The organism is Phaeobacter sp. JH20_02, from assembly GCF_048056915.1.
GTDB classification, from domain to species: Bacteria; Pseudomonadota; Alphaproteobacteria; order Rhodobacterales; family Rhodobacteraceae; genus Phaeobacter; species Phaeobacter bryozoorum.
Map to the genome: position 1 here is coordinate 215,791 of NZ_JAYMVP010000029.1, position 25,012 is coordinate 240,802.

At 63.8% G+C, this 25,012-nt stretch carries 30 protein-coding genes; 16 read left to right on the forward strand and 14 right to left on the reverse strand.

Features of this window, described 5'->3' with window-relative positions; all coding sequences use genetic code 11:
- The first annotated feature begins 3 nt into the window (after positions 1-3).
- Together VWY34_RS19255 and VWY34_RS19260 are read left to right on the forward strand one after the other, a co-directional pair.
- A complete protein-coding gene (locus VWY34_RS19255; RefSeq protein ID WP_416545270.1) occupies positions 4-579 on the forward strand; it encodes a peroxidase-related enzyme in 576 nt (191 codons plus the stop codon).
- On the forward strand, positions 576-1,556 hold the full coding sequence (locus tag VWY34_RS19260; RefSeq protein WP_416545272.1) for an OmpA family protein: 981 nt from the start codon (positions 576-578) through the stop codon (positions 1,554-1,556). Before VWY34_RS19255 ends, VWY34_RS19260 begins: the two co-directional genes overlap by 4 nt.
- 134 nt (positions 1,557-1,690) lie before the next feature.
- Here VWY34_RS19260 and VWY34_RS19265 read toward each other — a convergent pair whose 3' ends face one another.
- Complete coding sequence (locus tag VWY34_RS19265; protein WP_340546801.1) at positions 1,691-2,596, reverse strand: LysR family transcriptional regulator; 906 nt, start codon at positions 2,594-2,596, stop codon at positions 1,691-1,693.
- Between the two features lie 222 nt (positions 2,597-2,818).
- Here VWY34_RS19265 and VWY34_RS19270 point away from each other — a divergent pair, with 222 nt between their 5' ends.
- From VWY34_RS19270 to VWY34_RS19285, 4 genes are all read left to right on the forward strand, one after another.
- A complete protein-coding gene (locus VWY34_RS19270; RefSeq protein ID WP_416545337.1) occupies positions 2,819-3,262 on the forward strand; it encodes a DUF4399 domain-containing protein in 444 nt (147 codons plus the stop codon).
- 98 nt (positions 3,263-3,360) lie between these two features.
- Positions 3,361-3,684 (forward strand): NIPSNAP family protein, encoded by a 324-nt coding sequence (locus VWY34_RS19275; protein WP_416545274.1) that lies wholly within the window; start codon positions 3,361-3,363, stop codon positions 3,682-3,684.
- Positions 3,681-4,037 (forward strand): antibiotic biosynthesis monooxygenase family protein, encoded by a 357-nt coding sequence (locus VWY34_RS19280; RefSeq protein ID WP_416535266.1) that lies wholly within the window; start codon positions 3,681-3,683, stop codon positions 4,035-4,037. The genes VWY34_RS19275 and VWY34_RS19280 overlap by 4 nt, the downstream gene beginning before the upstream one ends.
- 47 nt (positions 4,038-4,084) lie before the next feature.
- On the forward strand, positions 4,085-4,432 hold the full coding sequence (locus VWY34_RS19285; protein WP_416545339.1) for a hypothetical protein: 348 nt from the start codon (positions 4,085-4,087) through the stop codon (positions 4,430-4,432).
- 70 nt (positions 4,433-4,502) lie between these two features.
- On the opposite strand, the gene VWY34_RS19290 is transcribed toward VWY34_RS19285, so the two are convergent.
- Both VWY34_RS19290 and VWY34_RS19295 read right to left on the reverse strand, forming a co-directional pair.
- Positions 4,503-5,054, reverse strand: a complete 552-nt coding sequence (locus VWY34_RS19290; RefSeq protein ID WP_416545276.1) for a type 1 glutamine amidotransferase domain-containing protein — start codon at positions 5,052-5,054, stop codon at positions 4,503-4,505.
- 160 nt (positions 5,055-5,214) lie between these two features.
- A complete protein-coding gene (locus VWY34_RS19295; protein ID WP_416545278.1) occupies positions 5,215-7,242 on the reverse strand; it encodes an FAD-dependent oxidoreductase in 2,028 nt (675 codons plus the stop codon).
- 158 nt (positions 7,243-7,400) lie between these two features.
- Between VWY34_RS19295 and VWY34_RS19300 the strand changes: the two genes are divergently transcribed.
- Positions 7,401-7,883, forward strand: a complete 483-nt coding sequence (locus VWY34_RS19300; protein WP_416545280.1) for an RNA pyrophosphohydrolase — start codon at positions 7,401-7,403, stop codon at positions 7,881-7,883.
- Between the two features lie 38 nt (positions 7,884-7,921).
- Positions 7,922-8,425: a hypothetical protein gene (locus tag VWY34_RS19305; protein WP_416545282.1), complete on the forward strand. Its 504-nt coding sequence runs from the start codon at positions 7,922-7,924 to the stop codon at positions 8,423-8,425.
- A 20-nt stretch (positions 8,426-8,445) separates the two neighbouring features.
- Here the strand turns inward: VWY34_RS19305 and VWY34_RS19310 are convergent, their stop codons facing one another.
- Positions 8,446-9,315, reverse strand: coding sequence for an EamA family transporter (locus VWY34_RS19310; RefSeq protein ID WP_416545284.1), 870 nt, complete (start codon positions 9,313-9,315; stop codon positions 8,446-8,448).
- 82 nt (positions 9,316-9,397) lie between these two features.
- Between VWY34_RS19310 and VWY34_RS19315 the strand changes: the two genes are divergently transcribed.
- A complete protein-coding gene (locus tag VWY34_RS19315; RefSeq protein ID WP_416545286.1) occupies positions 9,398-9,886 on the forward strand; it encodes a MarR family winged helix-turn-helix transcriptional regulator in 489 nt (162 codons plus the stop codon).
- Positions 9,887-9,983: 97 nt separating this feature from the next.
- Here the strand turns inward: VWY34_RS19315 and VWY34_RS19320 are convergent, their stop codons facing one another.
- Both VWY34_RS19320 and nth read right to left on the reverse strand, forming a co-directional pair.
- The gene (locus tag VWY34_RS19320; protein ID WP_416535260.1) at positions 9,984-10,973 is read right to left on the reverse strand and encodes an adenosine kinase; all 990 of its coding nucleotides are present in this window, start codon (positions 10,971-10,973) and stop codon (positions 9,984-9,986) included.
- Positions 10,970-11,614: an endonuclease III gene (gene nth, locus VWY34_RS19325; protein WP_416541203.1), complete on the reverse strand. Its 645-nt coding sequence runs from the start codon at positions 11,612-11,614 to the stop codon at positions 10,970-10,972. Before nth ends, VWY34_RS19320 begins: the two co-directional genes overlap by 4 nt.
- A gap of 177 nt (positions 11,615-11,791) precedes the next feature.
- Here nth and VWY34_RS19330 point away from each other — a divergent pair, with 177 nt between their 5' ends.
- A complete protein-coding gene (locus tag VWY34_RS19330) occupies positions 11,792-12,649 on the forward strand; it encodes a methylated-DNA--[protein]-cysteine S-methyltransferase (RefSeq protein WP_416545288.1) in 858 nt (285 codons plus the stop codon).
- Here the strand turns inward: VWY34_RS19330 and VWY34_RS19335 are convergent.
- Positions 12,604-12,888 carry a hypothetical protein gene (locus tag VWY34_RS19335; protein ID WP_416545290.1) on the reverse strand — a complete coding sequence of 95 codons (285 nt, stop codon included), beginning with the start codon at positions 12,886-12,888 and terminating at the stop codon, positions 12,604-12,606. The two genes, VWY34_RS19330 and VWY34_RS19335, sit on opposite strands and share 46 nt — an antisense overlap.
- Positions 12,889-12,991: 103 nt before the next feature.
- Here VWY34_RS19335 and VWY34_RS19340 point away from each other — a divergent pair, with 103 nt between their 5' ends.
- The 3 genes from VWY34_RS19340 (at position 12,992) to VWY34_RS19350 (ending at position 15,247) form a co-directional block, all read left to right on the forward strand.
- Positions 12,992-13,699 carry a helix-turn-helix transcriptional regulator gene (locus VWY34_RS19340; protein WP_340546813.1) on the forward strand — a complete coding sequence of 236 codons (708 nt, stop codon included), beginning with the start codon at positions 12,992-12,994 and terminating at the stop codon, positions 13,697-13,699.
- A 124-nt stretch (positions 13,700-13,823) separates the two neighbouring features.
- Positions 13,824-14,483, forward strand: coding sequence for an OmpA family protein (locus tag VWY34_RS19345; protein ID WP_340546814.1), 660 nt, complete (start codon positions 13,824-13,826; stop codon positions 14,481-14,483).
- A 221-nt stretch (positions 14,484-14,704) separates the two neighbouring features.
- Entirely contained in the window at positions 14,705-15,247 is a 543-nt protein-coding gene (locus VWY34_RS19350) for an NADPH-dependent FMN reductase (RefSeq protein WP_416545292.1), read from the forward strand.
- Between the two features lie 83 nt (positions 15,248-15,330).
- Here the strand turns inward: VWY34_RS19350 and VWY34_RS19355 are convergent, their stop codons facing one another.
- The gene (locus tag VWY34_RS19355; protein ID WP_260101075.1) at positions 15,331-15,747 is read right to left on the reverse strand and encodes a VOC family protein; all 417 of its coding nucleotides are present in this window, start codon (positions 15,745-15,747) and stop codon (positions 15,331-15,333) included.
- A gap of 23 nt (positions 15,748-15,770) precedes the next feature.
- Complete coding sequence (locus tag VWY34_RS19360; RefSeq protein WP_416541207.1) at positions 15,771-16,835, reverse strand: NAD(P)/FAD-dependent oxidoreductase; 1,065 nt, start codon at positions 16,833-16,835, stop codon at positions 15,771-15,773.
- A 57-nt stretch (positions 16,836-16,892) separates the two neighbouring features.
- Between VWY34_RS19360 and mnmD the strand changes: the two genes are divergently transcribed.
- Complete coding sequence (gene mnmD / locus VWY34_RS19365; protein ID WP_416545294.1) at positions 16,893-17,591, forward strand: tRNA (5-methylaminomethyl-2-thiouridine)(34)-methyltransferase MnmD; 699 nt, start codon at positions 16,893-16,895, stop codon at positions 17,589-17,591.
- A complete protein-coding gene (locus tag VWY34_RS19370) occupies positions 17,588-18,505 on the forward strand; it encodes a DMT family transporter (RefSeq protein ID WP_260093550.1) in 918 nt (305 codons plus the stop codon). The genes mnmD and VWY34_RS19370 overlap by 4 nt, the downstream gene beginning before the upstream one ends.
- Here VWY34_RS19370 and VWY34_RS19375 read toward each other — a convergent pair.
- Positions 18,479-20,437 carry a lytic transglycosylase domain-containing protein gene (locus tag VWY34_RS19375; protein WP_416541209.1) on the reverse strand — a complete coding sequence of 653 codons (1,959 nt, stop codon included), beginning with the start codon at positions 20,435-20,437 and terminating at the stop codon, positions 18,479-18,481. The two genes, VWY34_RS19370 and VWY34_RS19375, sit on opposite strands and share 27 nt — an antisense overlap.
- A gap of 139 nt (positions 20,438-20,576) precedes the next feature.
- Between VWY34_RS19375 and dapA the strand changes: the two genes are divergently transcribed.
- Positions 20,577-21,449 (forward strand): 4-hydroxy-tetrahydrodipicolinate synthase, encoded by an 873-nt coding sequence (gene dapA / locus VWY34_RS19380; protein ID WP_340546818.1) that lies wholly within the window; start codon positions 20,577-20,579, stop codon positions 21,447-21,449.
- A gap of 375 nt (positions 21,450-21,824) precedes the next feature.
- On the opposite strand, the gene sigJ is transcribed toward dapA, so the two are convergent.
- The 4 genes from sigJ to VWY34_RS19400 all read right to left on the reverse strand — a co-directional run bounded on the left by sigJ (position 21,825) and on the right by VWY34_RS19400 (position 25,004).
- The gene (sigJ, locus tag VWY34_RS19385) at positions 21,825-22,706 is read right to left on the reverse strand and encodes an RNA polymerase sigma factor SigJ (RefSeq protein ID WP_416545296.1); all 882 of its coding nucleotides are present in this window, start codon (positions 22,704-22,706) and stop codon (positions 21,825-21,827) included.
- Positions 22,703-23,176: a carboxymuconolactone decarboxylase family protein gene (locus VWY34_RS19390; RefSeq protein ID WP_014875774.1), complete on the reverse strand. Its 474-nt coding sequence runs from the start codon at positions 23,174-23,176 to the stop codon at positions 22,703-22,705. Before VWY34_RS19390 ends, sigJ begins: the two co-directional genes overlap by 4 nt.
- 146 nt (positions 23,177-23,322) lie before the next feature.
- Positions 23,323-24,210 (reverse strand): dimethyl sulfoxide reductase anchor subunit family protein, encoded by an 888-nt coding sequence (locus VWY34_RS19395; protein WP_416545298.1) that lies wholly within the window; start codon positions 24,208-24,210, stop codon positions 23,323-23,325.
- Positions 24,210-25,004 carry a 4Fe-4S dicluster domain-containing protein gene (locus VWY34_RS19400; RefSeq protein ID WP_416545300.1) on the reverse strand — a complete coding sequence of 265 codons (795 nt, stop codon included), beginning with the start codon at positions 25,002-25,004 and terminating at the stop codon, positions 24,210-24,212. Before VWY34_RS19400 ends, VWY34_RS19395 begins: the two co-directional genes overlap by 1 nt.
- Between the last annotated feature and the right edge of the window lie 8 nt (positions 25,005-25,012).

Below are 25,012 nucleotides of genomic sequence, written 5' to 3' on the forward strand. Positions count from 1 at the left end.
CCGATGACCCGCGACGCTGATGCCCCAACCGCATTGGACCTGCCGATGGTGGACCCGCTGCCGCCGGAGACGCAGAAATATTTCGACATCTGCCAGGACAAACTCGGCATGGTGCCCAACGTGTTGCGCGCCAATGCCTTCGACATCGACAAGCTCAACGCCTTTACCGCGATGTATAACGACCTGATGCTGGCGGACAGCGGCCTGTCAAAGCTGGAGCGCGAGATGATCGCGGTGGTGGTCTCCGCCATCAACAGCTGTTTCTACTGCCTCGCAGCCCATGGCGCGGCCGTGCGTCAGCTGTCGGGCGATCCCAAGCTGGGCGAAATGCTGGTGATGAACTACCGGGTTGCTCCGTTGGAGCCGCGCCAGCGCGCCATGCTGGATTTCGCGGCCAAGGCGACCAAGGCCAGCGCCGAAATCGAAGAGGCCGACCGCCAGATCCTGCGCGACCACGGCTTCAGCGACCGCGATATCTGGGATATCGCCAATGTCACCGGCTTCTTTAACATGTCCAATCGGGTTGCCAGTGCCACCGGCATGGTCCCCAACGACGCCTATCACGCGCAGCACCGGTGATCCGTCGCGCTGTCCTTGCCGCCCGGCGGCTGACGCCTGCGGTGGCGGGGCTGCTCTGTGCGGCCCTGCCGTCCCTTGTGGCAGCCCGGGGCATCGAGCTGCCGCCCGGCGCGCGCCAGCTGGCCGAACGGCCAACCGCCCTTGGCAGCTACGCGGTACCGCTAGGTGCGGCCAGCGACGACGGCGTGCCCGAACGCCAGGTCGAAGGTCAGATTCTGCGCCGCAGCTGGCGGATTTCCGGCGATTCCACGGTTTTGCAGGTGCTGGCGCCATTGCGCGCGCAGCTGGTCGATGCCGGTTATGACGTGCTGTTTCAATGTCCGGCGCGCAGCTGCGGCGGCTTTGATTTCCGCTTTGATATCGAGGTGATCCCGGCGCCGGATATGACGGTGGATGTCAGCAACTTCAGCTTCCTCTCTGCCGAACATCCCGACGGGCGGATCGTCACCCTGCTGGTTTCCCGCTCCGGCAATGCAACCTTTGTGCAGATGATCGAAGTCCGCCCCGCGGAAACCGCCAGCGCGGCACCGCGCGACGACACCGCCACCACCGCCAGCCAGCCAGAGGAGGCGCCGATCGTGGCACCGCCGCTGGTGGGCGCGGCAGAGCTGATCGAGCGCCTGCGCCGCAATGGGCGCGCGGTGCTGGCGGATCTCGAATTTGAAACCGGCGCGGTGGCGCTGGGGGCCAAACCCTATGCCAGTCTGGCGGCGCTGGCAGAGTTCCTCAGCCAGAACCCCGACTATTCCGTGCTCTTGGTGGGCCATACTGATACCGTCGGCAGTCTTAGCCAGAATATCGCGCTCTCCGAACGGCGCGCCGATGCGGTGCGGACCCGTCTGCTGGAGGAGGGCGATCTGGAGCCTGGTCGCGTATCGGTGGCAGGTGCGGGCTTCATGGCGCCGCTGACCAGCAACCTCGGCCCCGAGGGGCGCGAGGCCAACCGCCGGGTTGAGGTGGTTCTGATCGCCCGCTGACAGGACGCTGACAGGCCGCCCTCAGGAAGCCCACAGGAAGCCCGCAGATCTCCCATGGCCACCGCCCAGAGGCCCGGAACGGGAAAACCCGGCACAATGGCCGGGTCCTCTCCAGTTCCAACGGGGCGCGCGGCTCACCAGGTGATGCCATCCTTATCGGCAAAGGCCTCAGCGAGAAAGTCGATGAACGCCCGCACCTTGGGCTGGGTAAAGCGGCCAGGAGGGTAGACCGCATAGATGCCTTGGGTTTCCATCGGCAGCGAGGGCATGACGTCCTCGACCAGCCCCTCGGCCATGGCATCTGAATAGAGATAGCTTGGCAGATAGGCGATCCCGAGGCCTGAAATGGCCGCATTCAGCAGCGACTGCCCGTCATTCACCGACAGCCAGCCAGAGGTCCGCACCTGCCGTTTTTCGCCCGACGGCGCGGTGATTTTCCACATGCTGCCGCTGGACTGGTTCGAATAATGCAGCAGCTTGTGCATGTTGAGATCGTCGATCTTCTGTGGACGACCGAATTTCTCCAGATAGGCGGGGGAGGCGATCATCCGCTTGGTGGTTTCGGTCAGCTTGCGCGCCCGCAGAGAGCTGTCTTCCAGCTCGCCGATCCGCAGCGCCATATCAAACCCTTCGGAGATCAGCTCCACATAGCGGTTGTTCAGCACCATGTTGACGGTGATATCGGGATAGTCGCGCAGGAAGTCCGACAGCACCGGCGACAGGTGATTGACGCCGAAATCCGTCGCCACTGAAATCCGCAGCAGCCCCGATGGCGCCGATTGCATGGAGGTGACCAGCGCATCCGCCTCACCAGCATCATTCAGGACACGGCGGGCGCGGTCATAATAGGCCAGTCCAATTTCGGTGGGCGAGACCCGCCGCGTGGTCCGGTTCAGCAGCCGCGCGCCCAGACGGGCCTCAAGGCTTGAGACATGTTTGGACACCGCCGATTTGGAGATCCCCATCTTCTTTGCCGCATCGGTGAATCCGCCCTGGTCCACCACATTGGCAAAGGCCTCCATTTCGGTCAGTCGGTCCATAGCACTCGCGTCCTTGTTTACCCGTGTTGCCTCAAATGTCGCGGGCAAATCGGGCAAGAACGGGGCGAGGATGGGATAATTGCAGGGTTATTCACCCATAGTTTACCAGCTGGAAACACCTGCGGCTCGGCCCGAAGATCGCAATAGCAGTCAAAGCCACTATGTTGAGAAGGGCTTACATCAATGGGAGGACAACTTATGACTGCGATCATCAGACCCACGATGAGAACCGCGCTGGCGGCCCTCGTCGCCTGTGCCCTGCCGGTTTCCGCGGCCCTGGCCGGCGGCGAAACCCCGGCACCGGAGGGGGCGGAGGTCTACTTCGTGATGCCCAGGGATGGCGATACCGTCTCATCCCCGGTCACCGTGGTCTTTGGCCTGCGCGGCATGGGGGTGGCCCCGGCGGGCACCGAAAAGGAAAACACCGGTCACCATCACCTGCTGATCGACCGTCCGCCGCTAGGCGAGGGCGAGGATGGCGCGGATGAGCTGTCCTACGGTCTGCCATCGGATGAAAACCACATCCATTTTGGCGGCGGCCAGACCGAAACCACGCTGGATCTGGCACCGGGTGAACATACGCTGCAGCTGGTGATGGGCGATTACGGCCACGTCCCTCATTCGACACCCATCGTCTCAGAGGTGATCACCATCAAGGTTGAATAGGCGAGGCAACGGGCGGCGATACTTCGGCGCAGAGCGAAGCATCGCCGTCAGGCCGGCTGCTAGATCAGGGGCGTATTTCTCAACGAAGGACGCCCCATATGCTCACCTGTGTCATCCGCTACCATATCGACCCCACCAAACGTGAGGATTTCGCCACCTACGCCCGCAACTGGGGGCAGGCGATCCCCCGCTGCGGCGCCGATCTGATCGGCTATTATGCCCCGCATGAAGGCTCATCAACGCTGGCCTATGGCATCTATGATGTGGCAAACCTTGCCGAATACGAAGCCTACCGCGCGCGTCTCGCAGCCGACCCACTGGGCCGCGAAAACTACGCCTTCGCCCAGGAGCGCCGCTTCATCCTGCGCGAGGATCGCACCTGGCTGAAAAAAGTTTCCGACCGGGAAGGATCCACAGGATGATCGCAGTCATATTCGAGGTTGAAATCAAGGATGGCGCCAAGGACCGCTATCTTGAGATCGCAGCCAGTCTGAAGCCGCTTCTGGAACAGATCGAAGGCTTCATCTCCGTCGAACGGTTCCAGAGCCTCACCACGCCGGGCAAACTCCTGTCGCTGTCCTTCTGGGAGAGCGAGGACGCCGTGGCCAACTGGCGCCAGCTCAGCGCTCACCGCGCGGGGCAGAAAGAGGGCAGGGACCATGTGTTCAGGGATTACCGCCTGCGGGTGGCAGGCGTGCTGCGCGACTACGGCATGGAGCGGCGCGACGAAGCCCCCGCCGATGCCCGCGCGGCCCACGACCCTGTTGCCACGTGAAACACGAGGGGCGCAGGCTACACCTCTGGGGCTGTGCCGTGATCGGTATGGCCCTCTTCACCTCTCTTGTTGGGGCGGAAGAGGCGCGAATACCCGGCGCGGCGATCCTGTCGCCCCGAGATGGCGATATCGTCGCGTCGCCCATCACAGTTGGTATCCGCGTACCCGCAAAGGGCGCATATCACCTCTATGTCGACGGCGACCCTGTCGGTTCCGATGGGTTGCCCATGGGCGACATCCGCCTGACATTGGATGTGCCAACAGGGGTCCACGAACTCGACGTGCGCCAGATGGGCGCCGCCGTCAGCGGTCAGGCTATCACCGTGCTTGTTGACCGGATCACCTTGCCGGACGACAAGAACTGCCTCGCCTGTGGCGGTTTGCGCCGCCCTTGATCGTTACGTCAAAGACCCCGGTTGCGAACCGGGGCCGTTGTGGAAATAGACACATTAACCGGTCGCAGCTTCAGCGCGGGTGGCGGCCTTCTTCGATCTCTTCCACGATCTTGCCGACAAATGCCTTCAGATCGTCGGGGTTGCGGCTGGTCACGATCCCGTTGTCCGCGACGACCTCCGCATCCTGCCAATCGGCCCCCGCGTTGATCATGTCGGTCTTGATTGACTGAAACGAGGTCATGGTGCGGCCCTTGACCAGACCGGCCTCGATCAGCAGCCAGGGCGCATGGCAGATTGCGGCGACAACCTTGCCCTGATCGTAGAAACCGTTGATCAGCTCGATCACATCGTCATTGATGCGCAGCAGACCCGGGTTGATCTGACCGCCGGGCAGGACCAGGGCGTCGTACTCCTCGACACGGACCGCCTCCAGCGCCAGATCCGCCTTGGCCTCACGGCCCCAGTTATCGCCTTCCCAGCCCTTGATCGCCTTGCCATCGAGGCTGGCGACAGAGACCTCAGCGCCCTTGACCCGCAGCTGATCGCGCGGGAATTCCAGTTCGGACTGCTCGAACCCATGGGTGGCAATCATCAGGATCTTGGCGTCGGTGATACGGGGCATGAAACTCTCCTGTCTGTCGTGGCGGTAATCGCGCCACCGGGGCGGCGCCGTTCACAGACAAAACGCCACTGGGCGCCGGAGGTTCCACAACCGCAAACGACCCCCGCCACCACAGGCGGCGAGGGTCGCAAGATTTACACAGCGGCGGGACGGTGCCGGATCAGAGGCTGGCCGCCAGCCGTGTGCCCTGATTGATGGCCCGTTTGGCGTCCAGTTCGGCCGCCAGATCGGCGCCGCCAATCACGTGGCAGGATGTGCCCTGCGCCTCCAGCGCATCCGCCAGCGACCGCTCCGACAGCTGGCCAGAGCACAGCACAACGGTATCCGCCGCGATCACGGTCGGATTCTCGCGCGCCTCGCCAAAGCTGACATGCAGCCCGTCGTCGTCGATCTTCTCATAGTTCACGCCGCCGACGAAATTCACATCCTTCATCTTCAGCGTGGCGCGGTGGATCCAGCCGGTCGTCTTGCCCAGCCGCTTGCCGTGGCGCTCCGCCTTGCGCTGCAACAGCGTCACCTCGCGGGCCGGGGCCTCGGGCTGCGGGCCTTCGGGGGCCAGACCGGCGCGATGCTCGGCCGGGTCCGCAACGCCCCATTCCTTCATCCACAGGGGCAGGTTCTCGGTGGCGCTTTCACCTTCGTGCAGCAGGAATTCCGACACATCAAAGCCGATGCCGCCTGCGCCGATCACCGCCACCCGCTTGCCCACCTTGGCCTTGTGGCGCAGCACGTCGATGTAATCGACCACATTGTCACGGTCCTGACCGGGGATCTGCGGATCGCGCGGCACTACGCCGGTGGCAATCACCACCTCGTCAAAGCCCTTGAGATCGCCCGCCGACACCTCGCGGTTCAGCTCCAGCGTGACGTCGCTCTGGGCCAGCATGGTGCGATACCAATCGACCAGCCCCCAGAATTCTTCCTTGCCCGGCACCTGCTTGGCCATGTTCAGCTGGCCGCCGATCTCGCTTGCGCGATCAAACAGCGTCACCTTGTGGCCACGTTCCGAGGCCGCCAGCGCGGTGGACAGACCCGCAGGACCCGCGCCGACAATGGCGACGGTCTTCACGCTCTCCGCAGGCGTCAGCACCAGTTCGGTCTCATGGCAGGCGCGGGGATTCACCAGGCAGGAGGTCAGCTTGCCGCTGAACGTATGGTCCAGACAGGCCTGATTGCAGGCGATGCAGGGTGCGATCTGATCGGCCTTGCCCTCCGCTGCCTTGGCGACAAAATCCGCATCCGCCAGCATTGGCCGCGCCATCGACACCATATCGGCGCAGCCCTCGGACAGCACCTGTTCGGCAACCTCAGGCGTGTTGATCCGGTTCGATGTGATCACCGGAATGCCAACCTTGCCCATCAGCTTTTTGGTGACCCAGGCAAAGGCCGCGCGGGGAACAGATGTGGCAATCGTCGGAATACGCGCCTCATGCCAGCCGATCCCGGTGTTCAGGATGGTGGCACCGGCCTTCTCGATCTCCTGCGCCAGTTCGACCACCTCGTCATAGGTGGAGCCATTGGGCACAAGGTCGATCATCGACAGGCGGTAGATGATGATGAAATCCGTCCCCATCGCCTCACGGGTGCGGCGCACGACCTCGATCGGCAGGCGCATCCGGTTCTCATAGGACCCGCCCCAGCGGTCCTCGCGCTTGTTGGTATGGGTGACGAGGAACTGGTTCAGGAAATAGCCCTCCGACCCCATGATCTCAACGCCATCATAGCCCGCCTGCTGTGCCAGCACTGCGGCATTCACGATGTCGGAAATCTGCTTCTCGATACCCTCTTCATCCAGCTCCTGCGGCGGGAAGGGCGAGATTGGCGATTTTATCGGGCTTGGCGCCACGCATTTCGGACCATAGGCATAACGCCCGGCATGCAGGATCTGCATCGCGATCTTGCCCCCGGCCTCATGCACGCGGTTTGTGACGATGCTGTGGTTGGCCACATCCTGCTCGCTCGCCATCATCGCCGCCCCTGGCAGAACCGATCCTTCAAGGTTCGGACCAATGCCACCGGTGACCATCAGCGCCACGCCACCGCGCGCCCGGTCGGCATAGAACTCGGCCACCCGGTTCCAGTCCTTGGTTTCCTCAAGCCCGGTGTGCATGGATCCCATCAGCACGCGGTTTTTCAACGTGGTAAAGCCGAGATCCAGCGGCGCCAACATTTTCGGGTACGCAGTCATGACACTCTCCCTGGTAGTTCTCTGATAAGTCTTTGGTCTTCGTTTGCGCGAAAATGGCCCGGCCTGAAAGGGATTGTCACTTTGGACGCGGCGTCAACCTCTTGCACGACGCTGGGGCACAGGTGCACAAGGGGTGCATCCAACCAAGGAGAGACTGGATGACCCCCGAAGATATCGCAACCCTGCCGTACCGGCCCAATGTCGGCGTGATGCTGGTCAATGCAGCGGGTGAGGTCTGGGTCGGCCAGCGCATGGACCGGCACAAGGACGCCTGGCAGATGCCCCAGGGTGGTATCGACGCAGACGAAGATCCCAGGCTGGCGGCGCTGCGCGAACTGGAGGAAGAAACCGGCGTCACCGCCGATCTGGTCGAGATCGTCGCCGAAAGCAACGGCTGGCTGCCCTATGATCTGCCCGCCGAAGTGGTGCCGCATTTCTGGGGCGGCAAGTATCGCGGGCAGGAACAGAAATGGTATCTGATGCGCTTTCTCGGGCGCGACGATCAGATCAATATCGCGACCGACCACCCGGAATTCTCCGCCTGGTGCTGGCAGCCGGTCGATCAGCTGGTCGGCAAGATCGTGCCATTCAAACGCGAGGTCTACGAACGGGTTATTCAGGAGTTTCAGGACCATCTATGATGGTTCGGACTGTCCCCCGTCTGACAAAGGATGTCCTGATGTCGCCGCTTCGCACGCTTTTTCTGCCCGTTGCCCTCCTGTCTGCGCTGGCCGGTCCCGCATCCGCTCTCAGCTGCCTGCCTTGGGGACCGTCGGACGCCTATCTGGAGGCGGTGAAATCCGACAAAAACTACGTCGTGGTCGAGGGTAAGCTCAGCTTTGATGAAACCGCCCTGCCGAAACCGCCGCAGGACAATCCCAATGATGCGCCGCCGCGCAGCCTGATCCCCGCGCGGATCAACGGTAAGGTGATGACCCCGGACGGCTTTTCAAAAGACGTCGATCTGGACATCACGCTGGAACTCCTCTGCTTTGGGCCGTGGTGTGCTGGCGCTGCGGATGGCGTGGACTATCTGGCCTTTCTGGAGCAGCGCGCAGGCGATTACGTGCTGCGCATGGATCCCTGTGGCGGCTTTGGCTTCGGGGGCACCGATGGTGCCGCCCGAGAGGAGGTGCTGGCCTGCCACGCGGGCACATCCTGCACCCCTTGGTCCGAACGCTAACCCGGTCCCGGTTTGGGAGACTAGATGCTAGCCACCCGCCGCCTGCGCCAGCGCAAACCGCTTTGCCCCAGCCACAGGCTGAACAGCGCAAGGCCCGCGCCAATCGCCTGTTTCGCCGTCAGCACCTCGCCAAGGAACACCCAGCCGAGCACCACCGCTGACAGCGGGCTGAGCACCCCGAGAAGCGACACCACCGATGGTTCCAGCCGGGCGATGCCGCGAAACCACAACACATAGGTCGCAGCGCCGCCGATCAGGCTCATATAGGCCAAGCCGAGCAGGTTCTCGGCGCTCAGCTGCGGCAGCGATGGCAGCGACCACAGGGTGGCCGGGATCAGCAGCAGCCCGCCCGCCGTCAACTGCCAGGCGGTGAAGGTCAGCAGCGACACAGGCGGCTGCCACTTGCGGCTCAGCACCACGCCGGCTGCCATCGCAATGGCCCCGGCGAGCCCTGCCAGAACACCGATCCCGTCCAGCTGCGCACTCGGCGTCAGCACCAGCAGCACCACGCCCAGAATGCTCAGGGCCGCCGCCAGCACTGCCGCCGTGCGCACCGGCGTCTTCAGCATCAGCGCCGACAGGAACACCACCACCAGCGGCTGCACCGCGCCAAGGGTCGCAGCAACCCCGCCGGGCAGGCGATAGGCGGCCACAAACAGCAGGCTCCAGAAGATCGAGAAGTTCAGCGCCCCCAGCACCAACAACCGCGGCACCCAGCTCAGCGGCGGCAGTTGCCGCACCATCAGCATCAGCAACAGCCCCGCAGGCAGCGCGCGCAACAGTGCCACCAGCAGCGGCGACTGCCCCGGCAGCAGGGTGGTGGTGACAATATAGCTGCTGCCCCAGATCACGGGGGCCAGCGCGGTTAGGATCAGATCGCGGCTTTGCATGGCAGAGGTTCCTTTATTTCTCGACATCAAGATATATCGGTTTTTCTTGACGTCAAGATATCAGGCGATAAAACCTTCCCACATGGACCATGTGGATTTTGTGACCCAGCAATGGGAGCGAGAGCGCCCCGACCTTGATGTATCGGCGATGGCCGTCATCGGGCGGGTCGGACGATTGGCGCAAGCCTATCAGAAAGAAATGCAGAAAACCTGGGCGGGCTATGATCTGAACGCGGCCAAGTTCGATGTGCTGGCCACCCTGCGCCGGGCAGGCGCGCCCTATCGGCTGTCACCGGGCGATCTGTTGCAGGCCACCATGGTCGCCTCCGGCACCATGACCAACCGCATCGACCGGCTGGTGGACGCCGGTCTGGTGGCGCGCAGCGTCAACCCCGAGGACAGCCGCGGCTTCCTGATTGAGCTGACGCCAGAGGGGCTGAAGCTGATCAACGAGGTGGTCGAGGCCCATGTCGCCACTCAGGCCCGCCTGCTCGGCGATCTGTCGGATACCGAACAGCGCAGCCTGACACAGCTTCTGTCCAAGGCGCTGAACGCGGCAGAAACCGCCTGAAGCCCCCCACGACCGTCAGGGCCGATCACCGATGAAAAAAGCCGCCCCCGATTGCTCGGGGACGGCTGTGCAATAGTGGCTGCGGGCACGCCCCGGCTCAGATCAGCCCTTCGCGGCGCAGCACCTGATTCATCACCGCCTTGGGGCGGGGGCCGATATGGCTGATCACCTCGGCGGCGCAGACATTGCCGATCCTGGCGCAGGTCTCGATGTCCAGCCCCTTGGCCATGCCGAACAGGAACCCGGCCGCAAATTGATCGCCGGCCCCGGTGGCATCCACCGGCACCACCCGCTCAACCGGCACTGTCACGCGGGTGTCGCCCTCAACCACGGTGACGCCATCGCCGGAGCGGGTGCAGACCACCAGCGGGCAGATGGCGGCTGTCTTGGCCAGCGCCTCTTCCAGATCGTCGGTTTCAAACAGCGATTTGATCTCGGCCTCATTGCCGATCACGAAATCGAGGTCGTGTTCGATCAGCGACAGGAAGTCGGCCCGGTGGCGTTCCACACAGAAGGGATCGGAAATCGCGATGCCGCATTTGCCGCCGCCGTTGCGGCAGTCCCGCGCCGCTTCCATAAAGGCGCTCTTGCCCTTGTCTTTGTCGAACAGATAGCCCTCAAGGAACATCAGCTGCGCCTTGCCGGCCACCGTATCCGGCACATCCGACGAGGACAGCTCGGAGGAGATGCCCAGATAGGTGTTCATCGACCGCTCGCCATCGCCGGAGACAAAGATCATCGACCGCGAGGTCGGCAGCTCGCCGCCCGCAACCGGCGGGTTCACAAAATCCACGCCGTCATCCGCCATCGCCTTGGCGTAGAACCGCCCCAGCGCATCGTCATGCACCCGCCCGATAAAGGCCGCATCCAGCCCCAGTGCACCCGCGCCCGCAATGGTATTCGCCACCGAACCGCCGGGCGTCTGCACCCGTTCCTGCATCGCCGCATAGAGCACCTCGCCGCGATCACGTTCGATCAGCTGCATAATGCCTTTCTCGATGCCCATATGCTCCAGAAAGCTGTCGTCACATTGGCTGATCACGTCCACAACGGCATTGCCGATCCCGACGAGCTGGTAGGTTTTCATAGAGTCTTGTCCTCAAACTGGCAGAGATCGCGGATGATGCAGGTGGGGCACATCGGCTTGCGAGCCTTGCAATGGTATCGTCCGTGCAGGATCAGCCAATGATGGGCATGAAGCTGGAAATCCGCCGGAATATTGTCTTCGATGGCACGTTCGACCGCATCGACATCCTTGCCCGGCGCAATGCCCGCCCGGTTGCCAACGCGAAAGATATGGGTGTCCACCGCCTGTGCGGGCTGGCGCCACCACATGTTCAGCACCACATTTGCGGTCTTGCGCCCGACACCGGGCAGGGATTGCAGCGCCGCGCGGGAATTGGGCACGATGCCGTCATACTCCTCGACCAGAATCCGCGACATCTTGATCACGTTCTTGGCCTTCTGGCGATATAATCCGATGGTCTTGATATGCTCGATCAGACCTTCTTCGCCCAGATCCAGCATCTTCTGCGGGGTGTCGGCAATCTTGAACAGCTCGCGTGTTGCCCGGTTCACGCCCGCATCGGTGGCCTGCGCCGACAGCGCCACCGCCACCACAAGCGTATAGACGTTGACGTGATCCAGTTCGCCCTTCGGCTCTGGATCCGCTGCCTGAAACCGCGTGAAGATCTCACGCAGCGTGTGATAATCGAGTTGCTTTGCCATCGCGGCCCTTAATGCCGCGCAGGAACAGTCGGCGCAAACAGAAAAGCGGGTCAGGGTGAGCGAAGCGTTACACTGCGGCTTGCCGGTCTCGCGCAGGCCCTTCGCGCAAGATCCGGGTCGCACTGCCCGGCCAGCGACATATACTGGAGCACAGGACCACAGGCGGGAGTGCGACCCATGACATTGCAGACGCGCGAGGAGAGCTATCATTACGGCGTCATGCGCCGGGCGATTGCGCTGATTGACGATGGCGGCGAGGATCTGACGCTGGCCGAACTCTCTGCCGCGATGGGGATGAGCCCCTCGCATTTCCAGCGGCTGTTCTCGGCCTGGGTCGGCGTCTCCCCGAAACGCTACCAGCAATATCTGCGGCTGGGCCATGCCAAGAGCCTGCTGGAGGATCGCTTCACCACGCTGGAGGCCGCCCATGCCGTGGGTCTTTCGGGCAGTGGCCGGCTGCACGATCTGTTCCTGCGCTGGGAGGCGATGAGCCCCGGCGAATACGCCCGCAAGGGGGCCGGTCTGACAATCCACTGGGGCTGGTTTGACAGCCCCTTCGGTCTGGCGCTGGTGATGGGCACGCAGAAAGGCATCTGCGGGCTGGCCTTCGCGGCGGAAACCGGGCCGGAGGCGGCGATGGCAGATATGCGGTCACGCTGGCCTCAGGCCGCGTTTGCCGAAACCCCGGAGCTGTTGCGGCCGCAGGCGGAGGTGATCTTTGCACAGCGCGGCGAGGCGGCCCTGCATATGATCGGCGCCCCCTTGCAGATCAAGGTCTGGGAGGCGCTGCTGCGCATCCCGTCCGGGCAGGTCACCACCTATTCCGAGATCGCCCAATCCATCGGCGCGCCGCGGGCGGTGCGCGCCGTCGGCACGGCGGTGGGGCGCAACCCGGTCAGCTGGCTGATCCCCTGCCACCGCGCCCTGCGCAAATCCGGCGCTCTTGGCGGCTACCACTGGGGGCTGCCGGTCAAACGCGCGATGCTGGCCTATGAGGCGGCGCGGGAGGAGGGGCAGCAGGGTGGCGCGGCCTGATCCGCGCGCACCCTGTCCTGACCCGCGCGCCGCGCAAACAGCCGCCGCAGCAGGCCGGGGCGCTTGCCACCCGGCGCGATCTCGGCCTCGGCCCGCGCTGCGGCCATTGCGGCGGCCGTTGCCGCGCCCCGGATCTGAGCGGCCTCCCGCTCTACTTCGTAGGATTTGGAAAACTGGCGCTGCGCCTCCCATTTGTCTTTGCCCAGCGTGATCAGAACAATCCAGTCATAGGTCAGCATGGTGTTTCTCCTTCTGTCTGAAGTCAGAACACCACAACGCTGCTGACACGCTTTGTCAGCGGCCTGTGCTAAGATGTCAGCAGCCTGTCAGCGGAGAGAGACCATGGAACGCACCGGCCGCCTGTTCGAAGTCATCCAAATCCTGCGCGCCGCCTCCGCCCCGATCCGGGCGGAGGATCTGGCGGAAAAGCTGGAGGTCTCAAAACGCACCGTCTACCGCGATATCGCCGCGCTACAGGGGATGCGCACCCCGATCGAGGGGGAGGCGGGCATCGGCTATGTGCTGCGCAAGGGCTATGATCTGCCGCCGCTCAACTTCGACGAAGAAGAGCTGGAGGCGCTTTATGTCGGCCTGTCCCTGTTGATGCGAACCGGCGACGGCGCCTTGCAGGAGGCGGCCAAAAGGGTCTGTCGCAAAGTCATGGAATGCCGCTCGCCCGGAGATCGGTTGCAGGTGGCCCCCTGGGGCGGCGCGCCGCTGGATGATCCCGAGCGGGGCTGCGTGTCAAAGGGGCTGCTGCGACAGGCGGTCCGGGAAAGCCGCAAACTGCGGCTCACCTATCTCTGTCCCGACAGCGGCGAAACCCTGCGGGTCCTGCGCCCGCTGGCGCTGATCTACAACGTCGAAACCACGCTGCTGGCGGCCTGGTGCGAATTGCGCGGCGGCTTTCGCCATTTTCGCGCCGACCGGATGCTCTGCGCCGATCTGCTGGCGGACAGCTTTGCTGCAGAGGCCGATCTGCTGCGCAAACTCTGGATGGAGCAGGGCGGCGGACTTGAGGAGGATGCGGCCCGGATCACCTCAGCCTAAAGCAGAGCTTGGGCAGGTTTTCGCCGAGCCAAAAAGACGTTACCTTGTGATGACGGCACCGCAACACGATATTCTCCGCAGCACGGGCCCCGCCCGGATTGAGCAAGCAAAAGGCAGATTTTTGATGATGCAGATGAAACTTACCACCGCCGCCATCCTGGCCGCAGGCCTGGGCCTGACCGCCTGTACCGATCCCGCAACCGTCGGCACCCCCGGCAGCAAGACCCAGAGCGGCGCTCTGATCGGGGGCCTGATCGGCGCGGGCGTTGGCGCTGCTGCCAATGATTCCGACCGGGGTCTGGGTGCTGTCACCGGCGCGCTGGTCGGTGCCGCCGCCGGCAGCGTCATCGGCAACCAGCTGGACGCGCAAGAGCGCGAGCTGCGCCAGTCGATCTCCAATGATGGCATCTCCATCGTCAACACCGGCGACCGTCTGATCGTGTCGCTGCCCAATGACCTCACCTTTGCCACCGACAGCGCGGCGATCTCGCCCGCGGTGCGCTCTGACCTGAACAAGGTTGCCGCCAGCCTGGTGCGCTACCCCAACAGTCAGGTTCAGGTGATCGGCCATACCGACAGCGATGGCGATGCTGCCTATAACCAGGGCCTGTCGGAGCGTCGCGCCAATGCGGTCGCCGATCAGATCCAGGCCGGTGGCGTGCCCTACAACCGCGTGCAGATCATTGGCCGCGGCGAAAGCCAGCCGGTGGCGTCGAACCTCACACCCGATGGCAAGGCGCGCAACCGCCGCGTGGAAATCGTCGTGATCCCGCAGGGCGCCTGAGCCTCCTGACGCAGCCATATCCGGGGTGTTGCCCCGTCCGAGCAGAAAGACCGCGCCGCAGGGTGCGGTCTTTTTTCTGCGCAGTTATGTAACTATTCCAGACTGCGTGGCGTTGTGTGGATGACTGCACATCGGCTGCGCAGGCGTCGGGGTTTTCTCACCGGCCTGACGGCATAGGTTTGTCCGAGACAGAAATTCAAAACCGAAAGAGGCATCACACCATGTCCGACCCCAAAATCCTGACCATCTCCGGTTCGCTGCGTGCGGGCGCCACCAACCGTAAACTGCTGGCCGAGGCCCTGCGCCTGTTCGGTCCCGCCGAGGTGAGCGAGGCCGATCTCAATCTGCCGCTTTATGACGGTGACGACGAACAGGCCAATGGCATTCCCACAGCGGTTCAGACACTTGCGGATCAGATCGAGGCGGCGGATGCGGTGATCATCTCCACCCCGGAATATAACGGCGCGCCCTCTGGCGTGTTGAAGAACGCTCTCGACTGGGTCAGCCGCACCAGCAACAAACCTTTTCAGGACAAACCGGTGGCCGTCATGTCCGCCGCTGCGGGTCGCGCCGGCGGGGAGAAGTCGCAGATGCTGCTGCGCACATTCCTGGTGCCGTTTCAGCCCCGCGTGCTGACCGCACCGCAGGTGCATGTGGCGGCATCGCAGTCCGAATTCGACGAAGGCGGCCGCCTGAAAGGCGAGATGTATGTCAAAACGCTGGAAACGCTGATGACGGCGCTGCGGGCCGAAATCGCGCGCTGAGCGGACCCAGACCAGAGATCAACCAGCCCCGCAGCGCAACCACCGCTTCGGGGCTGTCTTTGTGTCGGCGTCTGCCGCGTTGATCACCCGTCGCGGCCCGGCTCGTCGGGAGAGTTGGAAAACAGCGCGATCTTATTGCCGTCAGGGTCGCGCAGATAGCCGACATAAAACCCGGCGCTATAGGCCGCGCGAAACCCCGGCTGGCCGTCATCAGATCCGCCCGCCGCAACCGCCGCCGCGTGCAGGTCGCGCACCTGCTGCTGATCGCGGGCCTGAAACGCCACCATCACGCCATTCCCAGCCGAGGCGGCAGCGCCATCAAACGGCGGCTTCACATAGAAATCGGGCAGGGTCGGCAGCTCTCCCTCCGGCACTGGCAGGGCAAAGCTCAGCCCTTCCGGCCCCTCGCTGAGACCATAGCCAAGCACCGGCAGAAACGCGGTGTAAAAGGCCTTCGCCTTTGCCATGTCATTGGCACCGATGGTGATATAGGCGATCATTGCTCTGCCCCTTCGCCTGACATTCAGAAGTTATCTTCGACCCGGAACCCGTCCGGGATATCGTCGTTTCCGTCCAGAACCAGATCTGCCATTGTCCCGGCCACCTTTGGCGCCATGCCAAAGCCGATCTTGAAGCCGCCATTGGCAATGAAATGACCATTCCTGCCGGGCCAGCCGCCCAGCATCGGCGCGCGTGAGCGGGCGCGGGGCCGCACCCCGGCCCAGCGTTCGATCACCTCGGCACCATGCAGCACCGGCAAGGCGGCGCAGGCGCGCGCGATCACATCGTCAAGCTGGCTGTCGGTGCTGGTCGGGTCGTCAAACTCACGTTCGCTGGTGGAGCCAATCGCGAGGGTGCCATCGGCATGGGGAATGATGTGCAGCCCGTCGGCATATAGCTGCGGCACATTCCCCTCGGCAAAGCGCAACAGCGCCGCCTGACCCTTGACCCCATTGCCCAGCGTCTTGCCCTCGGCCGGGCCGCCGGGGCCTGCCAGCCTGTCGTTCAGCTCCAGCAGTCCTGCATAGCCCTTGGCATGGATCACCTGCCCCTGATCGGCGCCCTCTGCCTGCACCTCGATCCCCATGACGGACAACCCTGCCACCAGCGCGGCACAGGCGCGGCGCGGGTGCATCCGGGCGCTCAGCGTATCGTGGATGACATATCCGCTGGCGCTGGGCGGCACCCATGGCCCTGCGTCGGCGGCGGCGATGACGGACCAGTCCGCCAGTCCCTGCCACAGCGACCGGGCGCTTTCTGCGCGGTCATGGGCCAGATCCAATGTCCGCTGATCATTGATCGGTTGCAGCCGCCCGGTGCGCCCATAGCCGGGAGACACCCCGCCGGTTGCCTCAACCTCGGCCCAGAAGGCGTCGGCCATCAGCAGGCTTTCCAGCTGATATTGTTTCTTTGGGTTCCAGTTCTCCGGCACATGCGGCGCCAGCGCGCCGACCAGACCGCCGCTGGAGCCTGACCCGGCGCCAAAGGGATCAATGATCTGGACCTTGGCGCCGCGCCGTGCGCAGGCCCAGGCAATCGACAGGCCAAAGATCCCGGCCCCGCGTATGGTGATATCCGCCATTGCCATTCCTGCACCCTTTCGCCAGTGTCGCGTCGTTCACCACATCACTTAGGGGATTATAGCATGGCAGACCAGCAGGCCCGGCTCAGCTGGCGGGATGGCAGCATTCCGGTGTCGGATCAGTTCGACGATCCCTATTTCTCCATCCATGATGGGCTGGCCGAGACGGAGCATGTGTTTCTGGGCGGCAATGATCTTTCTGATCGCTTTGCCGCTGCGGCGGAGGCGGGCGCGGATTTCCATATTGCCGAACTCGGCTTTGGCACCGGTCTGAACCTGCTGGCCGCCTGGCGGGCCTGGGAGACGGCGCAGGCTGAACATGACACCGCAGCGGTGCTGCATTTCACCAGTTTCGAGGCCTTTCCGGTGGCCACGGATGATATGGCCCGTGCGCTTCAGGCCTTTCCCGAGGTGGCGCCCTGGGCCGAACGGTTTCTGGCGGTCTGGGGCGGGGCGGGCGTCTGCGATCTCGGCAACCTGCGTGTCACTGTCCTCACCGGCGACGCCCGCGTGTCGCTGCCGGAGTGGACAGGCAAGGCGGATGCCTGGTTCTTGGACGGGTTCTCCCCGGCAAAGAACCCGGAGCTGTGGCAGGACGACCTGCTGGAAGAGGTTGCCCGTCACACGGCGGCAGGCGGCACGGCGGCGACCTACACGGCGGCGGGATTCGTCCGCCGCGGGCTGGAGGCTGCCGGATTTGACGTAACACGCACGCCCGGTTTCGGGCGCAAGCGGCATATGACAAAGGCAATATTGCGATGACCATGCGCCCCGACGCCAAGATGCTGGAGCCTCATCCGCCCCGGATTATCCAGCAGAACAACGTCACCGCCGGCGTGCTTCTGATGATTGCGGCAACCATTGTGTTTGCCTTGCAGGATGGCATCTCGCGGCATCTGGCGGGGCAGTACAACACCTTCATGGTGATCATGGTGCGTTACTGGTTCTTTGCGCTGTTTGTGATTGCACTTGCGGCGCGCGCGCCGGGAGGTATTCGCGCCACGGCCCGCACCGATCAGCTGGGGTTGCAGGTCTTTCGCGGCGTGCTGCTGGTGGCGGAAATCTGCGTGGCTGTCTATGCCTTTACCGTGCTTGGGCTGGTCGAAAGCGTGGCGGTGTTTATCTGCTATCCGCTGCTGGTCGCGGCCCTGAGCGGGCCGGTGCTGGGCGAGAAGGTCGGCTGGCGGCGCTGGGCGGCGATCTCGGTGGGGCTGATTGGTGTGCTGATCATCTTGCAACCGGGCGTCGGTGTCTTTGATCCGCTGGCGATCATCCCGTTTGTTTCGGCGCTGATGTTTGCGCTTTATGGTCTGATCACCCGCTATGCGGCGCGGCGCGACAGCACGGCGACCAGTTTCTTCTGGACCGGGGTTGCGGGCATGGTGGCAATGACCCTTGTCGGCATCTGGTACTGGGAGCCGATGAGCCAGGGCGACTGGATGTGGATGGCCGTCCTGTGCCTCACGGGTGTGACCGGGCATTGGCTGCTGATCAAATGCTATGAGATGGCCGAGGCCAGCGCGGTGCAGCCCTTTGCCTATTTCCACCTGATCTGGGCCGCGGCACTTGGGGTGGTTGTCTTTGGCGAGGTGATCCGCACCAATGTCGCCATCGGTGCGTCCATTATCGTGGCGGCCGGCCTGTTCACCCTATGGCGCGAACGCGTCAAGAGTTGATCCGGCCAGTTCCTTGGAAAACGGCACCGGCAGCGGCGGTTTGCCAAGGCGCGCGCGATAGACCGGCAGGCTCTCGGTGACCCGCATCACGTAGTTGCGGGTCTCGTTGAAGGGGATGTGTTCGATCCAGTCGACAATCCCCGGCGTGCCATCGCGCGGATCGCCGTAGCGTTCCATCCAGGCCTTTGGGCGATGGGGGCCGGCGTTATAACCTGCCGCCATCATCACCACATTGCCTTTGAACTCGCCCGCCAGATCGGCCAGATAATTGCTCCCCAGAAGCGCGTTATAGGACCAGTCGGAGATCAGCCGCCCGGTGGTGTGATCGGCCAGAAGACCCATGTTCGAGGCCACCAGCTTGGCGGTGGCGGGCATCACCTGCATCAATCCGCGCGCGCCGGCATGGCTGATCACGATGGGGTCGAATTCGCTCTCGCGGCGGGCAATGGCAAGGGTCATCTCCCGCGCCATTGGCAGATCTTTCTCGGCCACGGGATGCAGCGGAAAATAGGCCGCTTCCAGCTCTTCGCCGGTCTGCGCGGCGCGTTTGGCGATCATCACTGCCAGATGCGGTTCGTTCATGGCCACCGCCATCTCGCCCAGCTGCCGCGCCTCGACCGGGCCCAGCCCCTCAACCAGATGGGTGAGGAAGCGTTCCGCCAGGGCCAGATCGCCAGCCTGCAACAGCAGCAGGCCGGCCTCTGCGACGGTGGAGTTCAAAAAGCTGGCCGCGCGCCAGTCGGGCAGCTGCGGCGGGGTGATCAGATCGGGATCAAAGGGGCGGCCCAGAACCTCTGCCGCCAGCAACCCGTAGAAAGACGTCTGATAATCTGCCGCCTTGGCATAGGCGGCATGGGCTTTTTCGATATCGCCGTGGGCACCATAGGCCTGACCCAGCCAATAGCCGCCGCGTCCGATTGAGATCGGGCTTTCGACCGAAGCGAGGAAGCGTTCGAAGTGATAGGCGGCCAGCTCGGGGTCGTTGAGCTTGCGCAGGGCGATATAGCCGGCCAGCCATTCGCAGTCGGAATAGCCATAGCCTGCATCCGCCGTGGCAAAGTGATGGGCGGCCAGCTGATAGGCGCGTTCGTGGTTGCCGTCGCGCATGTCCTGCCGCGCCAGATCCCGGCGGCGGCGCAGCCATTTTTCGGGCTGTCCCAGTTTCTTGGCCGAGGTGCTGCGGTCCATCATCAGGCTGATGGCATCCTCCTGCCGCCGCTTGCGGTCGCGCCAGGCAAAGCGGTCATAGGCGAGACCCGCGTCATCCTTCAGCGCGTCGGGGACGGCGGCGATTTTGCCGTCAACGCCCGGCTCGGCGTCTTGCAGGGCGAGGCGCGCCTCCGCCAGCCTGCGCTGATCGGCGCTGACCAGGGACAGCATCTGCCGCGCGCTGACCTTGTGATTGTCCCACAACATCTGGTCGAGCCGGGCCGCGTGATGCGCTGAGAGCAGCTTGGCGTGGTCTTTCAGATAGTCGTCCTGGATCACCGACCCCATCGGCATTGTACGCCAGGCCAGCACCAGCTCGGCCTCGCCTTCGCCCTTTTGCCCGGCTCCGATCAGCGCACGCCCATAGCTCAGCGCGCCCTCGGCGGTCTGCGGGCGATGGTCGCGGTAAAAGGCCAGAATGGTGTCGCGGCTGGCTTCGGCGATCTGCGGCTCGTGCTTGCGCCGCAGAAGGTCCAGCCCCGGCCAGTCGGCACGCCGCGCCAGAAAGGCCACAACATCGGAGACCGACCCCATGCCCTCCCGCAGGCGGTGCCATTCGATGACGTCGCGGGCCACGGTGGTTTCGCGCCCGGCACTGCGCCCCGCCTCGCTCCATTTTTCCGAGCGCATCAGCTCCAGCGCGCGACCAAGGTCGACCGCCATGGCAGGTTGGCCGCTCAGGCTGGCGGAAATGAGGGCAATGAGGGCCAGAATGCGTGTCATCTCTTGCATTTTCCAACGTTCCGGGGATAGAGCCAATGACGATAATCCGTGACCTGCCGGTATCAACTCAAATCCCCGGCATGTCCATCACCCAAGGCGGCGCAATCGCGCCTGCACGAACAGCAAAGGGAGCGTGCCCATGTTCAAAGGCTCTATGCCAGCCCTCGTCACCCCGTTTTCCAACGGCGAGCTGGATCTGGATACGCTCAAACGCTTGGTCGAATGGCACATTGACCAGGGTTCCACGGCGCTGGTCCCGGTCGGGACCACCGGTGAAAGCCCGACGCTGACCCATGAAGAGCATGAAACCGTGATTGCCGAGGTGGTGAAAACCGCCGCTGGCCGGGTGCCGGTGATTGCCGGTGCGGGCTCCAACAACACGGTTGAGGGCAAGCGGTTTGTGCAATTCGCCGCCGAGGTTGGCGCCGATGCCGCGCTGGTGGTGACGCCGTACTACAACAGGCCGACTCAGCGCGGGTTGATTGCGCATTTCACCGAGCTGCATGACTGCGCCGATATTCCGATCGTGATCTACAATATCCCCGGTCGCTCGGTTGTCGATATGACCCCCGCCACCATGGGGGAACTGGCCAAGCTGGAGCGCATCATCGGCGTGAAGGATGCAACCGGCGATATCGCCCGTGTGTCGCAGCAGCGCGCCTCCTGTGGTGCGGATTTTGTGCAGCTGTCCGGCGAGGATGCCTCGGCGCTGGGGTTCAATGCCCATGGCGGCGTCGGCTGCATCTCGGTGACGGCCAATGTGGCGCCGAAGCTCTGCGCGGAATTCCAGGCGGCGACGCTGGCGGGTGATTACGCATTGGCGCTGGAGTATCAGGACAAACTGATGCCGCTGCATGAGGCGATTTTCATTGAGCCGGGTCTGGTCGGGGCGAAATACGGCCTGTCGAAACTGGGTCTGTGCAGCGAGGAGATCCGCCTGCCGCTGACCGGTCTGACCGACAGCACCAAGGCCGCGATTGATGCCGCGATGGTACACGCGGGCCTGCTGTAAGCGTAGAACACCGACCATAGACATGGTTCTTCGGACCGGGACGCTGCTGCGTTCCGGTCTGTTTCGTTTGGGCTGTCTTCTGTCTCTAACTGGCGGTTCAGGGTCACATCCCCAGCGCCAGATCCGTCGAGAATAAAAAGGCGGCGCCGCCCCGAGGAAGGATCCCGGGAAAGGCTGGAAGCTGCGGGGCGCGTCACTGCCCCGGTGCCAAACTGTTTTGCACGGACCCCGGCGGCATTCCTGCCAGCGGGGCCGGTTTCCATGGTGTCCGGGGTCGTAAATCCCGGAGCAGATCGCGATCCCCAGCAGCTTAGCCAATCGGCGTGCAGGCCCGGTAAACGCTGCGCGCGCCGCCGGGCAACGGGGGGCTACCCATCACGGCAGAGCCGCCGCCAGATGCCGGGTCTTGTCCGGGTTGCGGGTGACATAGATGCGGGCAATCCGGCCGTCGCGGATATCCAGAGAGGTGGCTTGCAGGATGCCGTCCTCGGCCCGGGTCAGCATCGCAGGCAACCCGTTCAGCTGGCACAGCCGCCATTGTTCGGGGGCTGTCTGATTGCTCTTGCGGGCAAGCCCCGCCAGCAGCCGCAGCACCTTGTCGCGCCCGTAGATCGGGTTGAGCGCCGCAGTCGCCTTGCCACCGCCATCGGAAATCAGCTGCACATCTTCGGTCAGCAGCCGGGTCAGGGCGGCGGTGTCACCGGTCTTGGAGGCGCGAAAGAACGCCTCGGTCAGCGCGCGCCCCTCATCCCGGTTGCCGGGGCGCTGGGGGCGCAGCGCCTGCACCTTGCGGCGGGCGCGGGTGGCGAGCTGGCGGCAGGCCTCGGGCGAGCGGTTCAGGGCGGCGGCCACATCCCCGTAAGAGCTGTCGAAGATATCATGCAGCAGAAAGGCCGCGCGTTCGAGCGGCGACAGCGCGTCCAGCGCCAGGAGCAGCGCAACCGAGACGTCATGGTCCAGCTGCTCTGTGGCGTCATCGGTGAGCACCGGTTCCGGCAGCCATTCACCGGGGTAGGTCTCGCGCCGTTTGCGGGCCGATTTCAGCTGATCAAGGCACAGCCGCGTGGTGATCCGCATCAGATAGCCGGTGGTATCCAGAATCTCGCCCTGGGGTGCGGATTGCCAGCGCAGATAGGCATCCTGCAAGACGTCCTCGGCGTCCGTCACACTGCCCAGCATCCTATAGGCGGCCGCAAACAATCGCGGCCGCGCGGTCAGGAACGCATCGGTTCCTGTGTCTTTCATCTGTGCTGTCACGCGGCGTTGGCCCCTGTGGTCTGGTCCTCGCTCACAGGGTGGGCGCTGCGAAAGCCGATTGCAATGCGGTTCCAGCTGTTGATGGCGCCAATCAGCAGGGTCAGCAGCACCTGTTCGCGCGGCTCAAACAGGTCTGCCATGGCGTCATAATCGGCATCCGGCGCGGCGGTGGCCTCCACCCGCGTTAGTGCCTCGCACCACGCCAGGGCGGCGCGTTCGCGGGGCGTGTAGAGCGGCGATTCACGCCAGGCGTTCAGCAGATGCATCCGATCCTCGCTCTCGCCGTGGGCGCGCATCTCATGGGTGTGCATGTGGATGCAGAAGGCGCAGCCGTTGATCTGCGAGGCGCGCAGCTTTACCAGCTCCACAACGCTGAATTCCAATGTGCTGTTCTTGAACAGATTCTCCTGCTCCAGCATCGGTTTGAAGAGATCACCGGCGACGGAGAAATAATCGAGACGTTGGGTCATGGGTTTGGTCCTTTCTGATGGGTTCAGAAACAGGACGAGGCAGCGGGCGGGTTTGTGACATGACCGGCGCGATTTTTTGAAAAAGGATGCGCATTCAATGAAAAAGGGCGCCGCTGGGGCGCCCTGATCGTGGTCTTTGGTGGTGATCAGCGTTTGCCGTAATAAAGCCCGACCACATGTTCGGCCTGGGCAAAGAACAGCCAGCGCGACACGGCAATACCGGCGATATGCAGCAGCACGGCGACGCCTGCGAGCAGGTGTTTGAGCATCAGACCCTCAACTGGCAGGATCAGGCAGATCAAGGGCAGCGCAAAGCCAAGGGCAAAGGCAATGACCCGCAGTTTCTGCGCGTGTTTGCGCCCGACCACATGCACGAATTCGCGCAGCAGATAATTGGAGCCGGTATGAGGCGGCTCAAACGCGCGCACGGTGCCGCGATCGCCAAGGCCGGTGGCGGTGCCCATATTGGTGCCGGAGCTGGCAAAGGCCTGATCGCCCTTGGCCCAATAGGCCAGCTGCACCGAGCCTGCGATGGCCAGAAGCCAGGGCGCCAGCGCCTCGGCCCCCGCCAGCAGCGATCCGCCCGCAAGGCTGAAGGACAGGAACATCACCGGCGTCAGGGACATGTTCCAGCGCGGGATGGTCTTCAGCTGGGTGTAGATCATCGAGGTGGTAAAGACCGTTGCCAGCGACAGCGCCGCACCGAGCCAGCCAAGCGCCCACCAATGGGTGTCCAGAAACACCGCGCCAAAGGCAAAAAGCCCCATCACGATGAGGGCTGCAACCGCGCAAATGCCCTCACGGCTGAGCCAGCTGGTTTTCCACTGGGTGAAGGCGCGCCAGGCCCGTTCCGGTCGGCCAAGGTGAAAGGTGGAGGCCAGTAGCCCGCCCACGGCAAAGCCAAAGGCGATGGCATAGAACACAAAGGCAACCCAGCCGGTGACCTCGGGCTTGCCGAGGCCAAGGAAGGTCAAAAGCCCAAAGCCCAGACCGGAGAGAGTGGTGAAGATGATAACGGATGGTGCCGGATGCATCAGCTTGCCCCCCCTGTGGTCTGTCCCGGAAGCTTATCAAGCGCCCTGTCCAGCCAGCCAAGGAAGCCTTTGGGATCTTCGGCGACGGGGGCCAGCAGCGGGGCGAGGATGTCGATCTGATCCTCGATCTGGTCCTTGGGGCGGGGCGGCAGGTATTTGTTCACCGGTTTGGTGCCCATTTCCGGCATCAGATCCATGCCGCCGCGTGCGGCCACCAGTTTGGAGACATCGCTGTCGGGATCCCCCAGATCGCCAAAATGGCGCGCGCCTGCCGGGCAGGTGCGCACGCAGGAGGGCACACGGTCCACCTCCGGCAGGTTCTCATTGTAGATCCGGTCGACGCAGAGGGTGCATTTCTTCATCACCCCTTCGGCCAGATCCAGCTCGCGCGCGCCATAGGGGCAGGACCAGGCACATAGGCCACAGCCGATGCAGTTGTCCTCGTTCACCAGCACGATACCGTCTTCCACCCGCTTGTAGCTGGCGCCGGTGGGGCAGACGGTGACGCAGGGGGCGTCTTCACAGTGCAGGCAGGATTTCGGGAAATGCACCAGCTGGGCTGCCGGGTTGGGCTGGCTCGCACAGGGAGAGGGCTGCACCTCATAGGAATGCACACGGTTGAGGAAGGTGCCGGATGGATCAGCACCATAAGCGTTCTGATCGCTGAGCGGCGCGCCATAATTTTCGGTGTTCCAGCCCTTGCAGGAGATCACACAGGCATGGCAGCCGACGCAGGTATCAAGGTCAATGACCAGACCCATCTTGCGGTCGGTCCTGGTGGGAAGCTCGGTCATTGCATACC